Genomic DNA, 18,498 nt, shown 5'->3' with positions numbered 1-18,498 from the left:
ATCGGCGCGTTTTGTTAAAGAATTGGATCTGTGAGCCAGCGCGCCTTTCGCTGTTCTGAATTGGTTTTTAATAGATAAAAAACCGGGAGAAGCCATGAGCCGCACGCAGAATCTTCGTCATAACGTCGTGAATCAGATGCTGGAAGCCATCGCCCAGCAGCACATTCCTTCACCGCTGCCGCCCCAGGCCGCCCTGGCGGAAATGTTTAACATCAGCCGCACCACCGTGCGCCACTCGCTGGACCACCTGGAGCAGTGTGGCGTGCTGGAAAAGGTCAACGGCAGCTGGGTCATTGCCCGTCAGCCCGATGATGCCGATGGCTTTGCCGCAACGCTGCCGGGGCCGGAAGCGCAGACAAATCTGGTAGAACAGGCGTTTTTTCAAATGATTAACCAGCGCCAGCTGATGGCCGGTGACAGTTTTTCCGAACTGCAGCTGGCGCAGGCGGTGGGCGTTAGTCCGCTGGCGGCGCGGGAGTTTTTGCTGCGCTTCTGCCGCTACGGGCTGATTGAAAACGTGCGGCGCGGCCACTGGCTGATGAAGAAATTTGACCAGGAATACGCGGAGAAGCTGTTTGAGCTGCGCGAGATGCTGGAGATCCACGCCCTGAAGCGCTTTATCAATTTGCCCGCCGACGACCCGCGCTGGATTGCCGCCCGTGACCTGCTGAGCCGCCACCGCCAGATGCGCGACACCATCGCCACCAGCTATCGTAACTTCTCGCAGCTGGACCGCGAGATGCACAAACTCATCCTCTCAGCGGCGAATAATCCCTTTTTCGATCAGTCTCTTGAGGTGATTTCGGTCATTTTCCACTTCCATTATCTGTGGGATGAAAGCGACCTGAAGCAGCGCAACATCGTGGCGCTGGAGGAGCATCTGGCGATCCTCACCGCGCTGGTCAGCCGCAACGATGTGGAAGCGATCATCGAATTTCACCGCCATCTGATTACCGCCAAGGAGTCGATGCAGCGTTCAATCCGCCAGTACAGAGGGTGATTTTTTAACCAATTTTGGCTTTTTATCGATAAAAGCCATCAACCACAGTAATTAAAAGCCGATTAAAAACCGTAAATCGCCGCCTGCCGCACGAAAAAGATAACAAGTTGGCAACACCGACTTCGGCCGCCACTAGTCTGCTATTCAGCCTTACTTCAACCCTGTTCTGGCCGTGGTTTTTAAAGCAGTACCCCGGCCCGATGCTAATAACAATACTTTTTATACCCGGGGAGTACCGTATGGAAAATAGCCAGACCGTTCGCGGTCAAAACCGCCCTGCCAACCACGAAGAGCCAAAGGCCACCGTGGTGCCAGAGCGCGGTCCGCTGCAGCGCTCGGCGCGCATTAAGCGCGTACAAACCACCGCGATGATCCTGCTGTTCCTCGCGGCGATTATTAACTACCTCGACCGCAGCTCGCTGTCCGTGGCTAACCAGACCATCCGTGGTGACCTGGGCCTGAGCGGCACCGAAATCGGTATTCTGCTTTCCGCCTTCTCGCTGGCTTATGGTATCGCTCAGCTGCCGTGCGGCCTGCTGCTGGACCGTAAAGGCCCGCGCATTATGCTCGGCGTTGGTATGTTCGTCTGGTCCTGCTTCCAGGCCATGGCGGGTATGGTGCAGAACTTTACCCAGTTTGTGCTGGTACGTATCGGCCTGGGGATCGGTGAAGCACCGATGAACCCGTGCGGCGTTAAGGTGATTAACGACTGGTTTAACATCCGCCATCGCGGTATGCCGATGGGTATTTTCAACGCCGCGTCCACTATTGGTCTGGCTATCAGCCCGCCGATTCTGGCAGCAATGATGCTGACTATGGGCTGGCGTGCGATGTTTATTACTATCGGCGTGCTGGGGATTTTCCTCTCCATCGGCTGGTACACCATTTATCGCAACCGCAACAACAACACCCTGACCCAGGAAGAAATTAACTATCTGGAAGCGGGCAGCGTAGTGGCGAAAAAAGAGCCGATGACCATGAAAGAATGGCGCGGCCTGTTCAAGAACCGCACCATGTGGGGCATGATGATCGGCTTCAGCGGCATCAACTACACCGCGTGGCTGTATCTGGCCTGGCTGCCGGGCTACCTGCAGGCAACCTACAACCTGGACCTGAAAAGCACCGGCTGGATGACCGCGATCCCGTTCCTGTTTGGCGCAGCGGGCATGCTGCTGAACGGCTATGTGGTTGATGCAGTCGTCAACCGCGGCGCGCATCCGCTGAAAACCCGTAAGGTGTGCATTATTGCCGGTATGCTGCTTTCTGCCGCCTTTACCGCCGTCGTGCCGCATGCCACTACAACATGGAGCGCGGTCCTGCTGATCGGCATGGCGCTGTTCTGCATCCACTTCGCCGGTACATCGTGCTGGGGCCTGATCCACTGCTCGGTCACCGCGCGTATGACCGCCTCGGTGGGCAGTATTCAGAACTTTGCCAGCTTCGTGTTTGCCTCGTTTGCTCCGGTCCTGACCGGCTGGATCCTCGATACCACCGGCTCATTCAGCATGGCGCTAACTGTTTGTGCCTGCGTAACGGTGATCGGTGCACTCTCCTATTTGTTTATCGTCCGCGACCCGATCGTGGATGCCTGATAAACCCGCTGCTGCCGTGCCTTTCGGTGCGGCAGCACGACTGCCTGCTCCTGCTCCTGCTCCTGCTCCTGCTCCTGCTCCTGCTCCTGCTCCAGTGAAGTGTTCCCACTATAATCCAGTCAATCTATCCCCACTCTCCCACCCGCACCAAGCAATCAATTTTTTTGACAAAGATCAGCAAATCACTCCGCTATCGCAATGCCTTCCATCGGCCTATCATTGTTTTCAACGAAGGCATACCGCCTTACACATACAAAACAACTGAAGGAATGACACCATGAAATCTATCAAAACTTTTGCTGCAGTTATCGCCCTGTCCGTAGTTTCTTTCGGCAGCTTCGCTCAGACCGTTACCGCGACCGGTTCAACCATCGACAGCGCTGAAGCGAAAATTGCCGCTCAGGCTCAGCAGGCAGGCACCTCTTACCGCATCATCGAAGCCAACAGCAACAACGTTGTGCATATGACTGCAGAGCTGGTCAAATAAGACGTCTTACCGTAGTACCGGCAGTGCCCGAACCCTGACCATCAGGGGACGGGCATGCTGTATTTCAGCTGCCCGTAATGCCCATCCAGCCGTGTATCCCTATATAAATCCCCACCAGCGCAATCAGCGCACTGCTGAACCAGGGTGCCCGCTGCGCCAGCGTATTGAATCCGCTCCAGCGCTTCGTCGCCTGCCGCATACTCATCGCCGCCACCACGCCAACCGTCACCAGCGTCAGTGCCAGGCCGATACTGAAGCAGAAAACCAGCAGCGCCCCCAACGACAGCGCTTTCATCTGAATACACAGCAGCAGCACGGTGATCGCCGCCGGACAGGGGATCAGCCCGCCGGTTAAGCCAAACAGTACGATCTGTCCGGTGGTCACGTTGCGATTGGCGAAACGGCGCTGGATATCGCTGGCATGGGCACGCGCATGGGCGTCCTGATATTCCTCGCTGCGCAGATCGATACGCGGCAGCGTCAGTGCCCCCTGCGTGGAGTGAACAGCCTCGCCGTGATGATGCCCGGATGCATGTTCATGTCGGTGGTCATTATGTTCATGCGTATGACGGTCGTGATGGTAGGGAGCGTAACGGGCGCTGAGGATCTGCCCCTGCACCTGAACGGGCCGATATACATGCGGCAGGCTTTGGCGAGCGGAGTCGGCATGATGGTGGCTATCAGGCTGATGATGATGCCCATGCTTATGGCTGTGGTCATGGTCATGAGAATGACTGTACCCGTGATGATGATCGTGTGCGTGGTCATGGGAATGACTGTGCCCGTGATGATGATCGTGAGCGTGCTGGCTTTCGCGGCGGATGCGCCAGAACATCCATGCCGCGGTGGCCAGAATAATCACCCCGGATGCCAGCTGGAACCACGGCTCTGTCGTTGCCGCATCAAAGCGACGGCTGAGCATCATGCCGCCCAGCGCAATCGCCCACACCACCAGCGTGTGGGAAATCGTCGCTGCCAGTCCCAGCAACACCGCCTGTTTGACCGTCCCTCGCACCGCAATAATAAACGCCGCCATCATCGTTTTGGAGTGTCCGGGCTCCAGCCCGTGCAGTGCGCCTAACAGAATAGCACCGGGAATAAACAGCCAGACGTTGCCGGCCCCCTGCTGCAACAGCGCAGTAAAATCCATCATTTTTTTGCCTCGGAGAAGCTATCATAGGGAGAAGAACACCGTAAATATACTATACCCCAGTATACTAACCCACAAGATGGAAGCAGCGATGTCACACACAATTGCCGGACAAAAGAAACTTCTGACCCGCGTACGCCGCATTCGCGGCCAGGCAGACGCGCTGGAAAAAGCCCTGCTGGCGGAGACGCCCTGTATCGATATTTTGCAGCAGATCGCCGCCGTTCGCGGTGCGGTGAATGGATTAATGGCGGAAGTGCTGGAAGGGCATATTCGTGTACATCTGCTCGATGAGCAAAGTGAAGCTGCTCAGCGCGAGCAGGATTTAGAGCAGATTGTGGCGGTGATTCGTTCGTATATGAAGTAAAACCATCGGGGCTGCCTTGCCGTATGTGGCCCGGATTAATGCATCAATTTTTTTGACAAAGATAAGCAAATCACTCCGCTATCGCAATGTCTTCCATCGGCCTATCATTGTTTTCAACGAAGGCACACCGCCTTACACAAACAAAACAACTGAAGGAATGACACCATGAAATCTATCAAAACTTTTGCTGTAGTTATCGCCCTGTCCGTAGTTTCTTTCGGCAGCTTCGCTCAGACCGTGACCGCAACCGGTGCAACTATCGACAGCGCTGAAGCGAAAATTGCCGCCCAGGCTCAGCAGGCCGGTACGTCTTACCGCATCATTGAAGCCAACAGCAACAACGGCGTGCATATGACAGCTCAGCTGATCAAATAAGGCGTCTTATCGCAGTAACGGCAGTGCCCGAACCCTGACACTCAGGGAACGGGCATGCTGTAATTTTCGGCCAGCACCGGCACAAAATAATCTACCACCACCATCCTGCCCTCCAGTGGTTCCCGACGATCGATGCGTTCAACATCATAGCCATCACGGCGCACGGCTCCGACTGTCGGCAGCGCATGCTGATAAATCAGATCAATAAACGTGCTGTAAAGACGCTCATCACCCCGATAGCTGAACTTCAGATAGGGCTGTTTTTCGATGCTAATCTGCATCTGCGCCGCATCGGTCGCACAGGTATCCTGTTCCAGGCACGTCAGATACTGCAACGTGGCACGATCGCCCGTTCGCGGTCCGCCCCGAATGACGTTAATCAGCCCGTAAAGCATATCCGGCTGTTCGGCCAGCGCATTAAGCCGCCGCTGCCAGAAGCTGTCGCGCTCGCGCCAGGAAAAATCAACAATGGTGTCCAGCGTAAAGGCGTAGTTGTTCACACAGCCGCTCAAATGCAATCCATCCAGCTCAACCAGCTCACCTTCCGGCACGTTCATTGTGGTCAGATTGATCGGTGGGCAAAGCCCCTCGCACGACCAGTGCGGCGCATCGCGGTATTGAGCTGGCGTAACGTTAAAGTGGCGCTTAAAGGTTTTATGGTAAACATTATGGCTGGAAAAACCGTGCTCGCTGCCCACCGAATCAATCTGCTTGTCGAACAGCCGCAGCATCACCGCGCTGGAGGTCAGCCTGCGCTGTCGGCAGTAGGAGGCCAGTTTTTGCCCGGTGACCTCTTTAAAAATACGCTGCAGGTGCCATTTCGAGTAGCCCGACTTCTCAACGAAGTCGTTAATGGTCAGCGGCGTATGGATATTGCCTTCCAGCCAGCGCAGCAGCTGATGCACAACTTCCTGCTTAAATGTGGTTTTCACTCTTTATCACTCTCCCTGATAAGCGCCAACAAATCGTCGCGCAGCACCTGCATATCGCGGATGGTATCGCCGCGCACCAGCGACTGGGCAAGCCAGGCACCGTCCGCAGCCAGCCGCACCATCTGATGCAGCGGCAAACTGTCCGTACGCCGATGGCGTTCAAGCCGTCCTTTCAGCCACGCAGACCAGCGCTGACACAGCGCCGGAGAAGCCATCATCGACAGCGACAGCGGTACCCGCATGCTGTTTAAGCCCTGCTGGATTTCATTAAAGGCCACGATGACATAGGCACGGCTAAAGCAGCCCGATTCCTGACTATCCTCAGCAATCAGTCGATCAATCTCCCGCTCGCTTTCCGCAAGAAAGGCATCAAACATGGCGTCCAGCAGTGCCTGCTTGTGGGGAAAATGGTGAAAGAAGCCGCCTTTGGTCACACCGGCGGCCTGGGCGACCGCCTGCACGGTGATACCGTTCAGCCCCCGGCTAACGGCCAGCGCAGCGGCAGATTCAATCAGGGCGTTTCGCACCTGCTCGGGCTGTTTTTTTCGGTTATAGGCCGTTTTATCCGGCCCCGTATTCTGAGGTATATCTGATTCAATTAGCTGTTTCATTTAAATTTACAGATTAATACAAGAAAGATACCGCACGGTATGTTGCCTGTAAAATACCATAAAATGATGACGCTCAGATAAAACTAATCTTCAAGGATAAAGTAAAAAAGCACAGAAAACGCCTGGATCGAGAGGCAGCGCGCAGAACATGAAAATGAAATTTTTATGCTTTATCAACGGATTGTTAAAAAATATAATCTGAGCGCTGTCATATCTTTAGCATCTTATCTCCCTGTCCCTGCGGGATTTATGATAGTTTTTCCTCATTCAGATTCAGTTGGAACTTTCGATGAAAAAAACCACGCTCACCGATATCGCCCGCGAAGCCGGAGTCGGGGTCGCCACCGTAGACCGGGTACTCAACCGGCGGGCTCCCGTACGCGCCGAGACGGAAAATCGCGTGGTTCAGGCCGCAACGCGCCTCGGTTATCGTTTTTCACCGGAGTTTCTGGCCGATGCCGCCGCAGACGGTACTTCCGGTAGCGGCGGAGCGCTGCGCATCGGCGTGATCCTGCTGTCGCGCGACTACTCCTTCTACGATACCTTTGCCCGTTCGCTGGAAAAGCAGGCCTCGCCGCACTGCCAGCCCGGCACCCGGGTGGAGTTTGTTTTCCACGACATCCACGCAGTGGAAGCTGCCGCCGCCAGCATTGATGAAATGAGCAATCGCGTGAATACGCTGGTGCTGATCGCGCTGGACAATGCGCTGGTACGGCGCGCGGTACAGAAAGCCGCAAAAAAAGGGGTGAAAGTCTTTACGCTGCTTTCTGACCTCTCTCCCTGCGATCACACCGGCTACATCGGCCTGGATAACCGCAAAGCGGGCCGCACCGCCGCCTGGATCGTCCAGCGCCTGAGCGGTCCACCGGGCAAAGTTGGGGTGATCATCGGCGATAACCGCTTCCTGTGTCAGGAAACCTGCGAAATCAGCTTCCGCTCGTACCTGCGCGAACACGCCACCGGGCATACCGTGCTGGAGCCGGTCACCAGCTTTGAAAACGTCGAGCAGGGCTATCACGCGACCACGCAGCTGATCCAGAGCCATCCCGATCTGTCGGTGATTTATGCCCCCTGCGGCGGGGTTGAAGGCGTGGTCAATGCCCTGCGCGACAGCGGCAAGAAGGATGAGATCACCCTTATCTGCCACGGCCCTCTACAGGATGCGCAGCTGGCGCTAATCGACGGCACCCTTGATATTATGGTGTCACACCGCCTTGAAGAGCTGGCCGGTTCCGTGGTGGAAGCCATGCTGCAGGCAAATTCCGAGGCGCATGGAAATTTCATTTCACTTCACAGCAGTTTTGAGCTGATTACCAAAGAGAATGTGTAAACGGCAAAACGACTTTTTTGGATTTAAATCACCGCTGACGTTCGCCGTTTAACCCGCTGATAATGTGAAAATGATAGATTTTTATCAAAAAAATCTATCATTAATAGTGCGATCGCCATCAAAAAACAAACATTCTATCATTGCTGATAATGGAACATTCGTTTGATACTTCCTTCAAATTAAAACATGAAGGATTGTTCCGTGCCTCTGCAAACACCAAAACACAATATGGCCTACGTGATGGCCATCTGCGCGGTTGCCGCACTCGGCGGGCTGCTGTTCGGCTATGACTCTTCGGTCATCTCCGGCGCTATCGAACCTATCACCCATCACTACCAGCTTTCCCCGGCGGAAACCGGCTGGGCCGTCTCTAACGTGATTATCGGCTGCGTAATCGGCTGCCTGATCGCCGGTAAACTGGCGGACCGCTACGGCCGCAAATCGATGTTAATTATCACCGCGATTCTGTTTGTCGTGTCGGTTGCCGGTACTGCGCTGGCGCCAAACTTCACCACCTTCGTGGTGTTCCGCATTATCGGTGGGCTGGGCATTGGCCTGGCGTCGGTTATCTCGCCGATCTATATCGCGGAAGTGGCGCCTAAGGATTACCGCGGCCGCGCGATGACCATGCACATGATCTGCTGCGTGGGCGGCCAGGTGCTGGTGCTGCTGACCAACTACCTGATTGCGAAAAATGCCGATCCGGAGTGGCTGAACGCCTACGGCTGGCGCTGGATGCTGGGTGCGGCCTTCGTGCCCTGCGTGCTGTTCTTCCTGTTCGTTGGTTTTATCCCGGAATCCCCGCGCTGGAATATCATGGTCGGCCGCAACGAAGCCGCGATGAAAACCCTGACCCGTATCTCTTCGGAAGAGCACGCGAAGCGCCTGATGGGTGAAATTCAGACCTCACTCCAGCTTTCCGCCAGCAGCGAAGTGAACCGCGAACGTGTCAGCTTTAACCGCAAAACGGCCATTTTCCTGGTCATTGGTGTGGGTCTGGCCATCTTCAACCAGCTGACCGGCATCAACGTCATTCAGTACTTTGGCCCGACGCTGCTGATGAACGTCACCCACAACATGCAGGAAGCAATGTTTATGACCATCTGGCTGGCGGTGCTGCAGTTCGCTGGTGTGATCGTTGGCATGATGCTGATCGATAAGATGGGCCGCCGTTCGCTGCTGCTGATCGGTTCACTCGGCTCCACCGTTTGCCTGCTGTTCACCTTCTGGACCTTCTACAGCGGGATGACCGGCGTGATCTCCGTGCTGGGCCTGTTCGGCTTTATGTTCCTGTTCGGCGGCACCTGGGGACAGGTGGTGTGGACGGTGATCGGCGAAATCTTCCCGACCCGCCTGCGCGGAGCCGGTATGGGCTTTTCTATCTGCGCCATGTGGGCAGGCAACTTCTTTGTCAGTCAGTCCTTCCCGATGATGAACCAGAGCGCCTACCTCAACGATAACTTCCACGGCGGTTTCCCGCTGCTGTTGTTCGCGGTGTGCTCGCTGGCCTCCTGGTGGTTCGTTAAGGCGCTGCTGCCGGAGACCAAAGGCGTTTCGCTGGAAAAAATGGAAGCCCTGATTCTGGAACGCTTTGAAACCACTCAACGCGAAAGCAAAACAGTCACTCATTGATTTAAAGGACACCGAAATGACCATTCATATTGCTAATGCACCCTGCAGCTGGGGCGTGGACGACCCGAAAAACCCGCATCTGCCGCCGTATGAGAAAGTGCTGAAAGAAGCCGCCCAGGCCGGTTATAAGAGCATCGAACTGGGGCCGTGGACCTATCTGCCGACCGACCCGCAGGTGCTGACCGAGAAACTGAATCAGTACGGCCTGTCGCTGGTTGCCGGAACCATTTTTGACGACCTGGTTAGCGAAGAGAACTTCCCGGCGATGATTGAGCTGACGCACAACATCTGCCGTAACCTGTCAAAAGTGCCGACCGCGACCAAAACCCACGGTGATAACTTCCCCTCACCGTATCTGGTGATTATTGATTTCGGCAACGCCGAACGCGCACGGCTGGCCGGGCAATACCACAAAGCCCCGCGCCTGTCCGACAGCGACTGGCAGCGCATGATGTCGCACATCACCGAAATCAGCCGCATTGCGCAGGAGTACGGCGTGCGCCCGGTTATTCATCCGCATGCCGGTGGCTGCATTGAGTACGCCGACGAGATCGAACAGCTGGTGCAGGATATTCCGCACAGCGTAGCCGGTCTGTGTCTGGATACTGGCCACCTCTACTACTCCGATATGGACCCGATTACCTGGCTTGGCCGCTACTTCGATCGCATCGACTACATCCACTTTAAAGACGTTAACGACACCGTATTCCGCGATGTTATCGCCCGCGAAGTGGACTTCTTTAGCGCCTGTGCGGAAGGCGTGATGTGCCCGATTGGTAAAGGCGCTATCGACTATCCGGCCGTGCGTGCCTTCCTGGCCGAGCGTAACTATCAGGGCTGGATCACCATTGAACAGGAGCGCGACCCGCGCAATGCCGACGGCAGCCTGCACGATGTGACCGAAAGCCTGCGCTACCTGAACTCCGTTGGATTTTAATTGAGGAACACCAGATGATTAACGGCATTAAACCTCTCGATCGCTCCCTTCGCTGGGGCATGGTTGGCGGCGGCGGCACCAGCCAGATCGGCTATATCCATCGTTCAGCGGCGCTGCGCGATAACACCTTTACCCTGCTGGCCGGTGCATTTGATATTGATGCCGAGCGCGGACGCGCCTTCGGTGCCAGCCTGGGCGTGGCGGGCGACCGCTGCTACCCGGACTATCAGACCCTGTTCCAGCAGGAAGCCGAGCGCGCTGACGGTATTGAAGCGGTATCGATCGCCACGCCGAACAACACCCACTTCGCCATCTGCAAGGCGGCGCTGGAAGCAGGCCTGCACGTGGTGTGTGAAAAGCCGCTGTGCTTTACCACCGAAGAAGCCAAAGAGCTGGCGGCGCTGAGCGAAGCGAAGAGCAAAATTATCGGCGTCACCTACGGCTACTCCGGCCACCAGCTGATTCAGCAGGCGCGCAGCATGATCGCCGAAGGGCTGCTGGGCGAGATCCGCATTGTGAATATGTCGTTCTCCCACGGTTTCCACAACGAAGCCGTGGAGCTGGCGAACCCGAGCACCCGCTGGCGCGTGGACCCGAAATTTGTTGGGCCAAGCTACGTGCTGGGCGACCTCGCGACTCACCCACTGTTCCTGGCGGAAACTATGCTGCCAGAGCTGAAAATTAAACGCCTGATGTGTTCGCGCCAGAGCTTTGTGAAAACCCGCGCGCCGCTGGAAGATAACGCCTTTGTGCTGATGGAATACGATAACGGTGCGGTGGGATCGCTGTGGTGCTCTGCGGTGAACTGCGGATCGATGCACGGCCAGAAGATCCGCGTGATCGGATCGAAAGCCAGCCTGGAGTGGTGGGACGAACAGCCTAACCAGCTGCGCTATGAAGTGCAGGGCGAGCCGGTACAAATTCTGGAACGCGGCATGGGCTACCTGGCTCCACGCGCGCTGGAAGAAGACCGCATCGGCGGCGGCCATCCGGAAGGGCTGTTCGAAGCCTGGTCTAACCTTTACCGCCGCTTCGCGGTGGCGATGGATGCCAGCGACCGTGGTGATAAAGCACTGCTGGAGAACTTCTGGTATCCGGACGTTCACGCCGGTGTGACGGGCGTGCAGTGGGTTGAGCGCTGCGTTGAGTCCGCCGACGCGGGCGCGACCTGGGTTGATTTCGAGTAATCACTAACGGGTCGGATTCCCTGTCGCTAGCGAACCAGGTTTCCAAATCTGTTGCCTGAAGGGGCAGCCATCAACGATGGCTGCCCCTTTTACCTGGCGTTAAAAAATGACGTCATCCGTTGCCAGCAGGGTGACAAACGGCCCCGCCAGCGTCGCATTGTGATGAGCGACGATCTGCGCCGCGCTGAGCACCGCGTTATCGGTAGTGCTGTGCGCATCGCTCACCAGCACCACGTCAAATCCCAAATCCGCCGCCGCCCTACAGGTGGTATCCACGCAGTAGTCGGTTTTCATGCCCACAATCACCAGCCGCTTCACCTGCGCCTGCTGTAGTTCTGCCAGCAGCGACGTATTGAAAAAACAGCTGGGGCGGGTTTTATTAAAGTACCTGTCGCCCGCCTCAAGAGGCAGTTCATCCGCCAGCTGCCACAGCGGGCTGCCTGCCGCGATTGGCGATCCTTCCGGCCCGGTGTGTCGGGCAAAAAATACCGGGCTTTGTGCCGCGCGGGCGGCATGGATCAGCCCGACGGTATGGGTAATCAGCTGCTCTTTTTGGTGAGGGGGCTGTGGGGCATGCAGCAAACCTGCCTGCATATCTATCACTAACAGTGCGGACGCATCGGGCATGGTATTTCTCCTTGATTACCGTTAACCGGCCACGACGGAGAAACACAGAACCCCGTCGGAAACCGGCGGGATGAAGCGGATTTGCTATTTCTCAGGCACGCAAACCGACCTCGCCCCGCCAGAAGCGGTCGTGGTGGTAGTGGTGGTCACGGTGAGGAACAGCGGGGTCATTTTCATAACCCACAGAATTGCATATCACCGTGCTGCTGGCACGTTTTTTTCGATAGATAAAGAATGGGAACAGCGGGAATAAGTGATAACCATCGGTCCAGTCCCTGACCGCGGTTATCGAGGGTGTAAGCTCGGCGGGTTTAGCGAACCGCGCCCGGCGGAACGTGTTTGAAGGTATTTACATAGGAACAAAACACGTTGCGGAAGAATTTTTTCATGATTGCCTGTGACAAATATTGTTGAAAAATACACCACAAATTATAACGAACGGTGCTTTTCCAGGCAAGATTTTTTGAAGCAGATCACAAAAACTGGGCTTTGATGGCCAAAAACAGTGAGGTATGCCGCAAAGCGACAATCTGCTGGCTTACATGTTTATGCCAGGAAAATTGTCCGGCGCTGCGCAATTTTTTCCAATATATCTGCGCTGCATGTGTCGATAATCGCCACACTACGCTTAACGGATGCCAATGCTATGCCCTTTTCTAATGGTTTTTTACTGAGTCTTTCCCTGTGCCTTGATATCGGCATCGCCAATATCGCGATGATCACCCTGGCCATGCAGCGCGGATTTTTTCACGGCTTTTGGCTGGGGATCGGCACCTGCATCGGCGATCTGATCTATGCGATCCTCGCCATGGCCGGAATGGCGGTACTGCTCCAGTTCACCAGTGTGCGCTGGGTGCTGTGGATTGGCGGTTCGCTGATCCTGCTGTGGTTTGCGTGGAAAATGGTGCAAAGCGCGCTGCAACCCGCCGCAACACTGAGTGCGGGTGACATTGGCGAAGCACTCAGCCCTCGGCAGAATTTCCTGCGGGGAATATTCCTCGCGATGTCGTCTCCTTCGGCGATCCTGTGGTTTGCCGCCGTGGGAGGCGCACTGATTTCACGAATGGGTACCGGCAGTACGGCGGCATCGGCTTGGTTCCTTTCCGGCTTTTTCCTCGCGGGCGTGATGTGGACGATAGCCCTGTGCGCAGTGGGCAGCATCGGTGGGCGTATGCTCGGTACGAAGATGTTACGCTGGTCGTATATCGCTTCGGCAGTGATTTTCTGCTACTTCGCCGGATACGTCATCCTTTCGGGCTATCGCGAGTTTATCGGCTGAGCATACGCAGATAGTGGTGCGGGGTGATGCCCAGCATCTTGCGAAAGCTGTTAATAAAGTGGCTTTGATCGTAAAAACCCAGCTGATGGGCCACATCTAATGCGCTGCTGCGGTGCCGTAACAAATTACGTGCCGCCAGCAGACGCAGCTGCATATGATACTGCAGCGGTGCCACGCCCATCTCCTGACGGAACTGGCGGACAAAGTGATACTTACTCAACCCGCAGGTTACCGCCAGCTCATCCAGTGTCAGTTTCTGCGTCAGATTATCGCGCATATGTTCCAGGGCACGTCCTACGGATGCAGGAGCCAGTGCAACATCCTTCTCGCTGCTGTGATGCAGCAGCCGGCTGGTCAGCCACAGCAGGTTTTGCTGCTGAACCTGATCGTCGTCAGGAGAACGAACGAAATGGCAGATCGCATCAAACAGCTGCGGATCGCGCAGAACGCCTTCATGCAGGATCGGCAGTGGACGATCCGCCAGATCGGCAAAAACAGCCGCCGGTAAATGAACGCTGAAAAACTCGACCGGCTGCCCGCCAAACTCTGACGACTGTAGCGTTCCAGGATTATAAACGGTGATATCCCCGGCGAGGACCGACAGGTTTTTTCGATTCAGAAAGAGTTTTTCTACGCCGCTAAGGTTGGCGCTGATCGCATATTCTTCGTGGGTATGCAGCGGAAAAGCCGCGTTGCTGGCGGTGAGGTGCGAGCACTCAATATTATTCCGGGTGTTCCAGTCTACTACCGATAATGCCATAGCCGCCCCGCGCAAGTGACCGGGCGTGCCTTCTGCTTATTTGCCCAGATGTTCGAACAAAATACTACAACCGATGCCGATCAGCACTACACCACCAAAAATTTCCGCCCATTTGCCCATCACCGGGCCAAGGAAACGCCCCAGCAGGATGCCGAGAGTCGCCATAATCATGGTGGAAGCGCCGATTGCCAGCGCGGTGGTGACAATGTTGACCTGCAAAAATGCCAGCCCGACGCCAACGGCCATCGCATCCAGACTGGTCGCAACGGCAGTACAGGCCAGCAGCCAGAAACCGTGGCTCTGCGGGGCTTCTTCCGGCCGGCACTCTTTTTTACGTATCCCCTCAACGATCATTCGTCCGCCGAGGATCAGCAGTAAACCAAACGCTACCCAGTGGTCCCACGCCATCACGTACTTGCTGGCGGCAAGGCCGATAGCCCAGCCGACCAGCGGCGTCAGCGCTTCAATCACACCGAAGATCAGACCGGTGCGCAGGGCTTCTTTCAGGCTTGGGCGATGCAGGCTTGCACCTTTACCAATGGCCGCGGCGAAGGCGTCCATCGACATGGCAAAAGCCAGAATCAGAGTTGCGTATAGGTTCATTGTATTTATCCCGGTTTGAAGCGTCGGGTGCGTTCCAAATCGTTAAAACCCCAGGTTATGTAGGAAAAATAACCACTGGTCCGTTCAAGTGAAGCGCATCCTATCACGCGAATCGCCAGAAAAAAAGACAACAAAATCATGGATTTGAGTATAGCATCGGCTATACTTTTTAACGGATGCTATTTTGGCGCGTAAATGACGGCGGGAAACTCTAAAAGAATTACCGTGTTACACAGAGCGTGGGGATATATAACCGCGAAGGGGTTGGGGAAATTTTCAGCACTTTACCGCATCATTTCCCCAAAATAATTTCCGGCTACCAGACGCGATAAACCTTACCGCTTTCTACACCATCTACGCTGCGGCGATAGGCCAGCGCCACGCGGCTGGCGGGTGCGCTTTCAAATCCGGGGAAGAACGGGCCGTAACTGTCCAGCGCTTCGGTCAGCACCGTTGGGCTAACGGCATTAATCCGCAGACCCGACAGTTCGTTGGCGGCGGCAAACACAAACCCTTCCAGCGCGGTATTTACCGCCGTCGCATTCACACCGGTACGGATCGGCTGCTGCGCCAGAATGCCGGTGGTCAGGGTGAACGAGCCGCCCGGATTGACGAACTCTTTGCCAATCAGCACCAGCCGTACCTGGCCCAACAGTTTATCCTGCAGGCCGCTGTTAAACTGTTCGCTGGTCATCTCTGACAGCGGGCCGAAGTGTACGCCGCCGGTGGCGGAGATCACCGCATCCACGTTACCGGTTTGGGCAAACAGCGCGCGAACACTCTCTTCGCTGGTTAAATCCACCTGATAATCACCCCGTGTTTTCCCCACGCGGATCACCTGATTATCACGGCTCAGCTCGTTAACGATGCCCTGGCCGACGGTGCCTGACGCCCCAATCACTAAAATTTTCATCGCATTTCCTCTGTAAATAACGGTTACCCCATCATGAAGCAGTGTCAGAGGTGGATAAACGGACCATACTTTCGATAACTCCGAACCACAGGTTTGTAATCATGGATAAATTAAGCAGCATCGAGGCCTTTATCTGCGCGGTGGAAAGCGGCAATTTCACCGAGGCTGCACGCCGCCTGGATATCAGCGCCGTGATGGTCGGCAAACACGTGCGTCAGCTGGAGAAGCTGCTCGACAGCCGCCTGCTCCAGCGTAATACCCGCCGACAGCATCTGACCGAAGCCGGGGAAAGCTACTATCAGCAGTGCAAAGCCGCGCTGGCTCAGCTGCGGCTGGCGGAAGATACGGTAGAGAATATGAAGCGCACGCCGTCGGGGCTGCTGCGGATCAGCGCACCGCTCAATCTGGGATCGGCGGCGATCGCCACCCTGGTTGCCCGCTATCAATTGAACTATCCGCAGGTACGGATCGAGCTGGATCTCAGCGACAGCTTTGTCGATCTCATCGGCCAGGGGTTCGATTTTGCTATTCGCATTGGCAGCCTCAATCCGGCTGAACCGCTGGTGGCAAAAAAAATCGGTGATTACCGTATGGTGGTGTGCGCCGCGCCGAAATATCTGGCGCAGCACGGCACGCCGCAGACCCCGGAGGCGCTGTACCAGCATCGCTGCCTGGCCAATATGGCGTGGAATAAGAGCAATGCCTGGCAACTGGGCGATGTGTTCTGGCCTGCGGACAGCAGCTTTATCTGCAACGACGGCCAGGCGCTGCGTCAGGCCGCATTAGCCGGAGCCGGGCTGGTGCTACAGCCGGAAATCCTGCTGGCGGAAGACATTGCCGCGGGCAGGCTGGTGCCGGTACTGCAACAGTGGCAGCAGGCCAGCCGCCCGATCCATCTGCTGTGGCGCCAGGATCTCAGCCCGTCGGAAAAGCGCAGTAGTTTTATTGCCTGGCTGCACGAACAGCTGCCGTTAGCGCTGGCGGTTTAAGGATTGAACCTGCGGGAGGGATCGCTGAAAATGGCGCAACTGTTTACACGCCGGAATGATGATGAAAAGTCCATTTGAAACCTTTTTAATGCCGCTGAGCACGCTGATGTTCGGTTTTCTTTCCGCGCTGCTGCTGCCCGCCCCGTGGTTTGGCCTGGCGCTGACCCGCAGGCTGGTGGAGATGTTCCATCTGGAAGATATTGGTCAGCTGTATACGCTGGTGTTTTGTTTATGGTTTTTGCTGCTGGGTGCGGTGGAGTTTTATATCGTGCGGTTTATTTATGTGCGGTTTATTCGGCCGTAGCCTGGCGGAAGCCGATGATGCTCGTTACGTGGCTGGTCGCGATGAGATCAGTGAACGGGGCTACCGTTACGGGGCAGGTCGCGGTGGGGTCCGTGACCGGGGCGACCGTTACGGGCAGATCGCCGGGTCGCCGTAAACCCAGTCCCTGGGGGCTTGGCTGCCGCATCCTTGCGGCAGACACCCGGCTAACCTGTCCCGTAACGGTTCCCCTTTCAAATCATTGCGTTGCTGCCAGAGGAAATCAGTTATTCAAGCAGCAATACCGAAGCCTTCAGGCAATCGGGGATGGACGGGTTAGCGGACCGTCCGAGCACAGGGATGTGCGAGGCCGAGCGGACATGGACGTGACAGCGGGTCCGCGTTCCGACCAGCCCCGATAAGCCCGGGCGCAGAGCGTGCAGCAACCTGAATCCACAAGCAACACCGAAGCCTTCAGGCAATCAACCCTGCTTCAATACCTGCGGATTCACGCAGTTCTTCTCGACCTTCCCGGTCAACGCGGCAATCAAATTATCCACCGCATCGCGCGCCATCCCGTAACGCGTCTCGTGCGTCGCGGAACCGATATGCGGCAGCGGCACCACGTTACGCAGCTTCAGCAGCTCGGAATTCACCGGCAGCGGCTCCTGCTCAAACACATCCAGACCGGCAGCAAAAATAGTCCCGTCCTTCAGCGCATCAACCAGCGCCTGCTCATCTACCACCGGCCCGCGACCCGCATTAATCAGAATCGCGCTCGGCTTCATTTTCGCCAGCTGCTCGCGGCCAATCAGATGATGGGTTTCGGCGGTCAGCGGCAGGCTGATGCAGAGGAAATCGGACTCTGCCAGCAGCGTATCCAGATCGCAGTACTGCGCATCAAAACGATCTTCCGCTTCCTGATGATGCTTACGCGCGTTGTAGAGAATCGGCATGCTGAAGCCAAGGTGAGCACGCTGCGCCAGCGCCAGGCCAATACGCCCCATACCCAGAATGCCCAGCTTCTTATGGTGCACGTCAATGCCGAACCAGTCAGGGCCAATGTTTTTCTGCCACTCCCCGGCCTTCACCCGCTCGGCCAGTTCCACCACCCGGCGGGCGCTGCTCAGCACCAGCGCCATCATGGTATCCGCGACGGTTTCAGTCAGCACGGTCGGGGTATGCATCAGTACGATGCCTTTATCGTTCAGCGCCGCCACATCGAAGGTGTCATAGCCCACGGAAATCGTGGAGGCCGCACGCAGCTTAGGTGCCTGCTGCAGAAATTCAGCATCAACTTTGCCGCCGGAGCCAAGGATGCCTTCCGCCTGACGGAAAGCTTCGGCGTGAGCAGCGATATTTTCTGGGGTTAAGCCGTTAATTTCGGTCACGTTGAAATGCGCATCCAGCCGCGCTCGCAGATCTTCAGGTAACGACTTATACAACACCACAGACGGTTTCATAC

General features: G+C 56.2%; 22 protein-coding genes. 13 read left to right on the top strand and 9 right to left on the bottom strand.

What is annotated here, in order from left to right; genetic code table 11:
* Positions 1-94: 94 nt before the first annotated feature.
* From OMR58_RS15745 to OMR58_RS15735, 3 genes are all read left to right on the top strand, one after another.
* Entirely contained in the window at positions 95-1,000 is a 906-nt protein-coding gene (locus OMR58_RS15745; protein ID WP_105593597.1) for a GntR family transcriptional regulator, read from the top strand.
* Between the two features lie 239 nt (positions 1,001-1,239).
* Entirely contained in the window at positions 1,240-2,592 is a 1,353-nt protein-coding gene (locus tag OMR58_RS15740) for an MFS transporter (protein WP_105593598.1), read from the top strand.
* A 277-nt stretch (positions 2,593-2,869) separates the two neighbouring features.
* Positions 2,870-3,079 carry a YdgH/BhsA/McbA-like domain containing protein gene (locus tag OMR58_RS15735; protein WP_200563986.1) on the top strand — a complete coding sequence of 70 codons (210 nt, stop codon included), beginning with the start codon at positions 2,870-2,872 and terminating at the stop codon, positions 3,077-3,079.
* Positions 3,080-3,143: 64 nt separating this feature from the next.
* Here the strand turns inward: OMR58_RS15735 and OMR58_RS15730 are convergent, their stop codons facing one another.
* Complete coding sequence (locus OMR58_RS15730) at positions 3,144-4,232, bottom strand: nickel/cobalt efflux transporter (protein WP_264546360.1); 1,089 nt, start codon at positions 4,230-4,232, stop codon at positions 3,144-3,146.
* 88 nt (positions 4,233-4,320) lie between these two features.
* Here OMR58_RS15730 and OMR58_RS15725 point away from each other — a divergent pair, with 88 nt between their 5' ends.
* Both OMR58_RS15725 and OMR58_RS15720 read left to right on the top strand, forming a co-directional pair.
* Complete coding sequence (locus OMR58_RS15725; RefSeq protein WP_200563981.1) at positions 4,321-4,596, top strand: metal/formaldehyde-sensitive transcriptional repressor; 276 nt, start codon at positions 4,321-4,323, stop codon at positions 4,594-4,596.
* Between the two features lie 165 nt (positions 4,597-4,761).
* Entirely contained in the window at positions 4,762-4,971 is a 210-nt protein-coding gene (locus OMR58_RS15720; RefSeq protein WP_200563979.1) for a YdgH/BhsA/McbA-like domain containing protein, read from the top strand.
* Positions 4,972-5,012: 41 nt separating this feature from the next.
* Here the strand turns inward: OMR58_RS15720 and OMR58_RS15715 are convergent, their stop codons facing one another.
* Positions 5,013-5,903, bottom strand: a complete 891-nt coding sequence (locus tag OMR58_RS15715; RefSeq protein ID WP_105593602.1) for a helix-turn-helix domain-containing protein — start codon at positions 5,901-5,903, stop codon at positions 5,013-5,015.
* Positions 5,900-6,514 carry a TetR/AcrR family transcriptional regulator gene (locus OMR58_RS15710; protein WP_200563976.1) on the bottom strand — a complete coding sequence of 205 codons (615 nt, stop codon included), beginning with the start codon at positions 6,512-6,514 and terminating at the stop codon, positions 5,900-5,902. Before OMR58_RS15710 ends, OMR58_RS15715 begins: the two co-directional genes overlap by 4 nt.
* 289 nt (positions 6,515-6,803) lie before the next feature.
* On the opposite strand from OMR58_RS15710, the gene OMR58_RS15705 reads away from it, so the two are divergent.
* The 4 genes from OMR58_RS15705 to OMR58_RS15690 all read left to right on the top strand — a co-directional run bounded on the left by OMR58_RS15705 (position 6,804) and on the right by OMR58_RS15690 (position 11,600).
* The gene (locus OMR58_RS15705; RefSeq protein WP_200547956.1) at positions 6,804-7,844 is read left to right on the top strand and encodes a LacI family DNA-binding transcriptional regulator; all 1,041 of its coding nucleotides are present in this window, start codon (positions 6,804-6,806) and stop codon (positions 7,842-7,844) included.
* 201 nt (positions 7,845-8,045) lie between these two features.
* Positions 8,046-9,476 carry a sugar porter family MFS transporter gene (locus OMR58_RS15700; protein ID WP_264546359.1) on the top strand — a complete coding sequence of 477 codons (1,431 nt, stop codon included), beginning with the start codon at positions 8,046-8,048 and terminating at the stop codon, positions 9,474-9,476.
* 16 nt (positions 9,477-9,492) lie between these two features.
* Positions 9,493-10,413: a sugar phosphate isomerase/epimerase gene (locus tag OMR58_RS15695; protein ID WP_264546358.1), complete on the top strand. Its 921-nt coding sequence runs from the start codon at positions 9,493-9,495 to the stop codon at positions 10,411-10,413.
* Positions 10,414-10,427: 14 nt separating this feature from the next.
* Entirely contained in the window at positions 10,428-11,600 is a 1,173-nt protein-coding gene (locus OMR58_RS15690; RefSeq protein WP_105593607.1) for a Gfo/Idh/MocA family protein, read from the top strand.
* 99 nt (positions 11,601-11,699) lie between these two features.
* On the opposite strand, the gene OMR58_RS15685 is transcribed toward OMR58_RS15690, so the two are convergent.
* A complete protein-coding gene (locus tag OMR58_RS15685) occupies positions 11,700-12,227 on the bottom strand; it encodes a cysteine hydrolase family protein (protein ID WP_200563968.1) in 528 nt (175 codons plus the stop codon).
* Positions 12,228-12,538: 311 nt separating this feature from the next.
* Entirely contained in the window at positions 12,539-12,616 is a 78-nt protein-coding gene (gene azuC / locus OMR58_RS26060; protein WP_444861324.1) for a stress response protein AzuC, read from the bottom strand.
* 257 nt (positions 12,617-12,873) lie between these two features.
* Here azuC and OMR58_RS15680 point away from each other — a divergent pair, with 257 nt between their 5' ends.
* On the top strand, positions 12,874-13,506 hold the full coding sequence (locus tag OMR58_RS15680) for a LysE family translocator (RefSeq protein ID WP_200563965.1): 633 nt from the start codon (positions 12,874-12,876) through the stop codon (positions 13,504-13,506).
* On the opposite strand, the gene OMR58_RS15675 is transcribed toward OMR58_RS15680, so the two are convergent.
* The 3 genes from OMR58_RS15675 to OMR58_RS15665 all read right to left on the bottom strand — a co-directional run bounded on the left by OMR58_RS15675 (position 13,496) and on the right by OMR58_RS15665 (position 15,782).
* Positions 13,496-14,266: a helix-turn-helix transcriptional regulator gene (locus tag OMR58_RS15675; RefSeq protein ID WP_200563962.1), complete on the bottom strand. Its 771-nt coding sequence runs from the start codon at positions 14,264-14,266 to the stop codon at positions 13,496-13,498. The genes OMR58_RS15680 and OMR58_RS15675 overlap by 11 nt on opposite strands.
* A gap of 36 nt (positions 14,267-14,302) precedes the next feature.
* Positions 14,303-14,869, bottom strand: coding sequence for a manganese efflux pump MntP (gene mntP / locus OMR58_RS15670; RefSeq protein WP_105593612.1), 567 nt, complete (start codon positions 14,867-14,869; stop codon positions 14,303-14,305).
* A 316-nt stretch (positions 14,870-15,185) separates the two neighbouring features.
* Complete coding sequence (locus OMR58_RS15665) at positions 15,186-15,782, bottom strand: short chain dehydrogenase (protein ID WP_264546357.1); 597 nt, start codon at positions 15,780-15,782, stop codon at positions 15,186-15,188.
* A gap of 101 nt (positions 15,783-15,883) precedes the next feature.
* Between OMR58_RS15665 and OMR58_RS15660 the strand changes: the two genes are divergently transcribed.
* The 3 genes from OMR58_RS15660 (at position 15,884) to OMR58_RS15650 (ending at position 17,211) form a co-directional block, all read left to right on the top strand.
* Positions 15,884-16,771: a LysR family transcriptional regulator gene (locus tag OMR58_RS15660; protein WP_264546356.1), complete on the top strand. Its 888-nt coding sequence runs from the start codon at positions 15,884-15,886 to the stop codon at positions 16,769-16,771.
* Positions 16,772-16,832: 61 nt separating this feature from the next.
* A complete protein-coding gene (locus OMR58_RS15655; RefSeq protein ID WP_105593615.1) occupies positions 16,833-17,075 on the top strand; it encodes a DUF1158 family protein in 243 nt (80 codons plus the stop codon).
* Positions 17,053-17,211: a hypothetical protein gene (locus OMR58_RS15650; RefSeq protein ID WP_264546355.1), complete on the top strand. Its 159-nt coding sequence runs from the start codon at positions 17,053-17,055 to the stop codon at positions 17,209-17,211. Before OMR58_RS15655 ends, OMR58_RS15650 begins: the two co-directional genes overlap by 23 nt.
* Before the next feature lie 304 nt (positions 17,212-17,515).
* Here the strand turns inward: OMR58_RS15650 and ghrB are convergent, their stop codons facing one another.
* Entirely contained in the window at positions 17,516-18,496 is a 981-nt protein-coding gene (gene ghrB / locus OMR58_RS15645; protein ID WP_264546354.1) for a glyoxylate/hydroxypyruvate reductase GhrB, read from the bottom strand.
* Positions 18,497-18,498 lie beyond the last annotated feature (2 nt).

Source organism: Erwinia sp. INIA01 (assembly GCF_025947915.1).
GTDB lineage: Bacteria > Pseudomonadota > Gammaproteobacteria > Enterobacterales > Enterobacteriaceae > Erwinia > Erwinia coffeiphila.
Note: the sequence above shows the minus strand (reverse complement) of the source record. Positions and strands in the feature narration are given on the sequence as shown.

Coding starts and splice junctions, on each gene's coding strand:
- OMR58_RS15745 (WP_105593597.1), top strand. CDS start 95: ATGAGCCGCACGCAGAATCTTCGTCATAACGTCGTGAATCAGATGCTG.
- OMR58_RS15740 (WP_105593598.1), top strand. CDS start 1,240: ATGGAAAATAGCCAGACCGTTCGCGGTCAAAACCGCCCTGCCAACCAC.
- OMR58_RS15735 (WP_200563986.1), top strand. CDS start 2,870: ATGAAATCTATCAAAACTTTTGCTGCAGTTATCGCCCTGTCCGTAGTT.
- OMR58_RS15730 (WP_264546360.1), bottom strand. CDS start 4,232: ATGATGGATTTTACTGCGCTGTTGCAGCAGGGGGCCGGCAACGTCTGG.
- OMR58_RS15725 (WP_200563981.1), top strand. CDS start 4,321: ATGTCACACACAATTGCCGGACAAAAGAAACTTCTGACCCGCGTACGC.
- OMR58_RS15720 (WP_200563979.1), top strand. CDS start 4,762: ATGAAATCTATCAAAACTTTTGCTGTAGTTATCGCCCTGTCCGTAGTT.
- OMR58_RS15710 (WP_200563976.1), bottom strand. CDS start 6,514: ATGAAACAGCTAATTGAATCAGATATACCTCAGAATACGGGGCCGGAT.
- OMR58_RS15705 (WP_200547956.1), top strand. CDS start 6,804: ATGAAAAAAACCACGCTCACCGATATCGCCCGCGAAGCCGGAGTCGGG.
- OMR58_RS15695 (WP_264546358.1), top strand. CDS start 9,493: ATGACCATTCATATTGCTAATGCACCCTGCAGCTGGGGCGTGGACGAC.
- OMR58_RS15690 (WP_105593607.1), top strand. CDS start 10,428: ATGATTAACGGCATTAAACCTCTCGATCGCTCCCTTCGCTGGGGCATG.
- OMR58_RS15685 (WP_200563968.1), bottom strand. CDS start 12,227: ATGCCCGATGCGTCCGCACTGTTAGTGATAGATATGCAGGCAGGTTTG.
- azuC (WP_444861324.1), bottom strand. CDS start 12,616: ATGAAAAAATTCTTCCGCAACGTGTTTTGTTCCTATGTAAATACCTTC.
- OMR58_RS15680 (WP_200563965.1), top strand. CDS start 12,874: ATGCCCTTTTCTAATGGTTTTTTACTGAGTCTTTCCCTGTGCCTTGAT.
- OMR58_RS15675 (WP_200563962.1), bottom strand. CDS start 14,266: ATGGCATTATCGGTAGTAGACTGGAACACCCGGAATAATATTGAGTGC.
- mntP (WP_105593612.1), bottom strand. CDS start 14,869: ATGAACCTATACGCAACTCTGATTCTGGCTTTTGCCATGTCGATGGAC.
- OMR58_RS15665 (WP_264546357.1), bottom strand. CDS start 15,782: ATGAAAATTTTAGTGATTGGGGCGTCAGGCACCGTCGGCCAGGGCATC.
- OMR58_RS15660 (WP_264546356.1), top strand. CDS start 15,884: ATGGATAAATTAAGCAGCATCGAGGCCTTTATCTGCGCGGTGGAAAGC.
- OMR58_RS15655 (WP_105593615.1), top strand. CDS start 16,833: ATGAAAAGTCCATTTGAAACCTTTTTAATGCCGCTGAGCACGCTGATG.
- OMR58_RS15650 (WP_264546355.1), top strand. CDS start 17,053: ATGTGCGGTTTATTCGGCCGTAGCCTGGCGGAAGCCGATGATGCTCGT.
- ghrB (WP_264546354.1), bottom strand. CDS start 18,496: ATGAAACCGTCTGTGGTGTTGTATAAGTCGTTACCTGAAGATCTGCGA.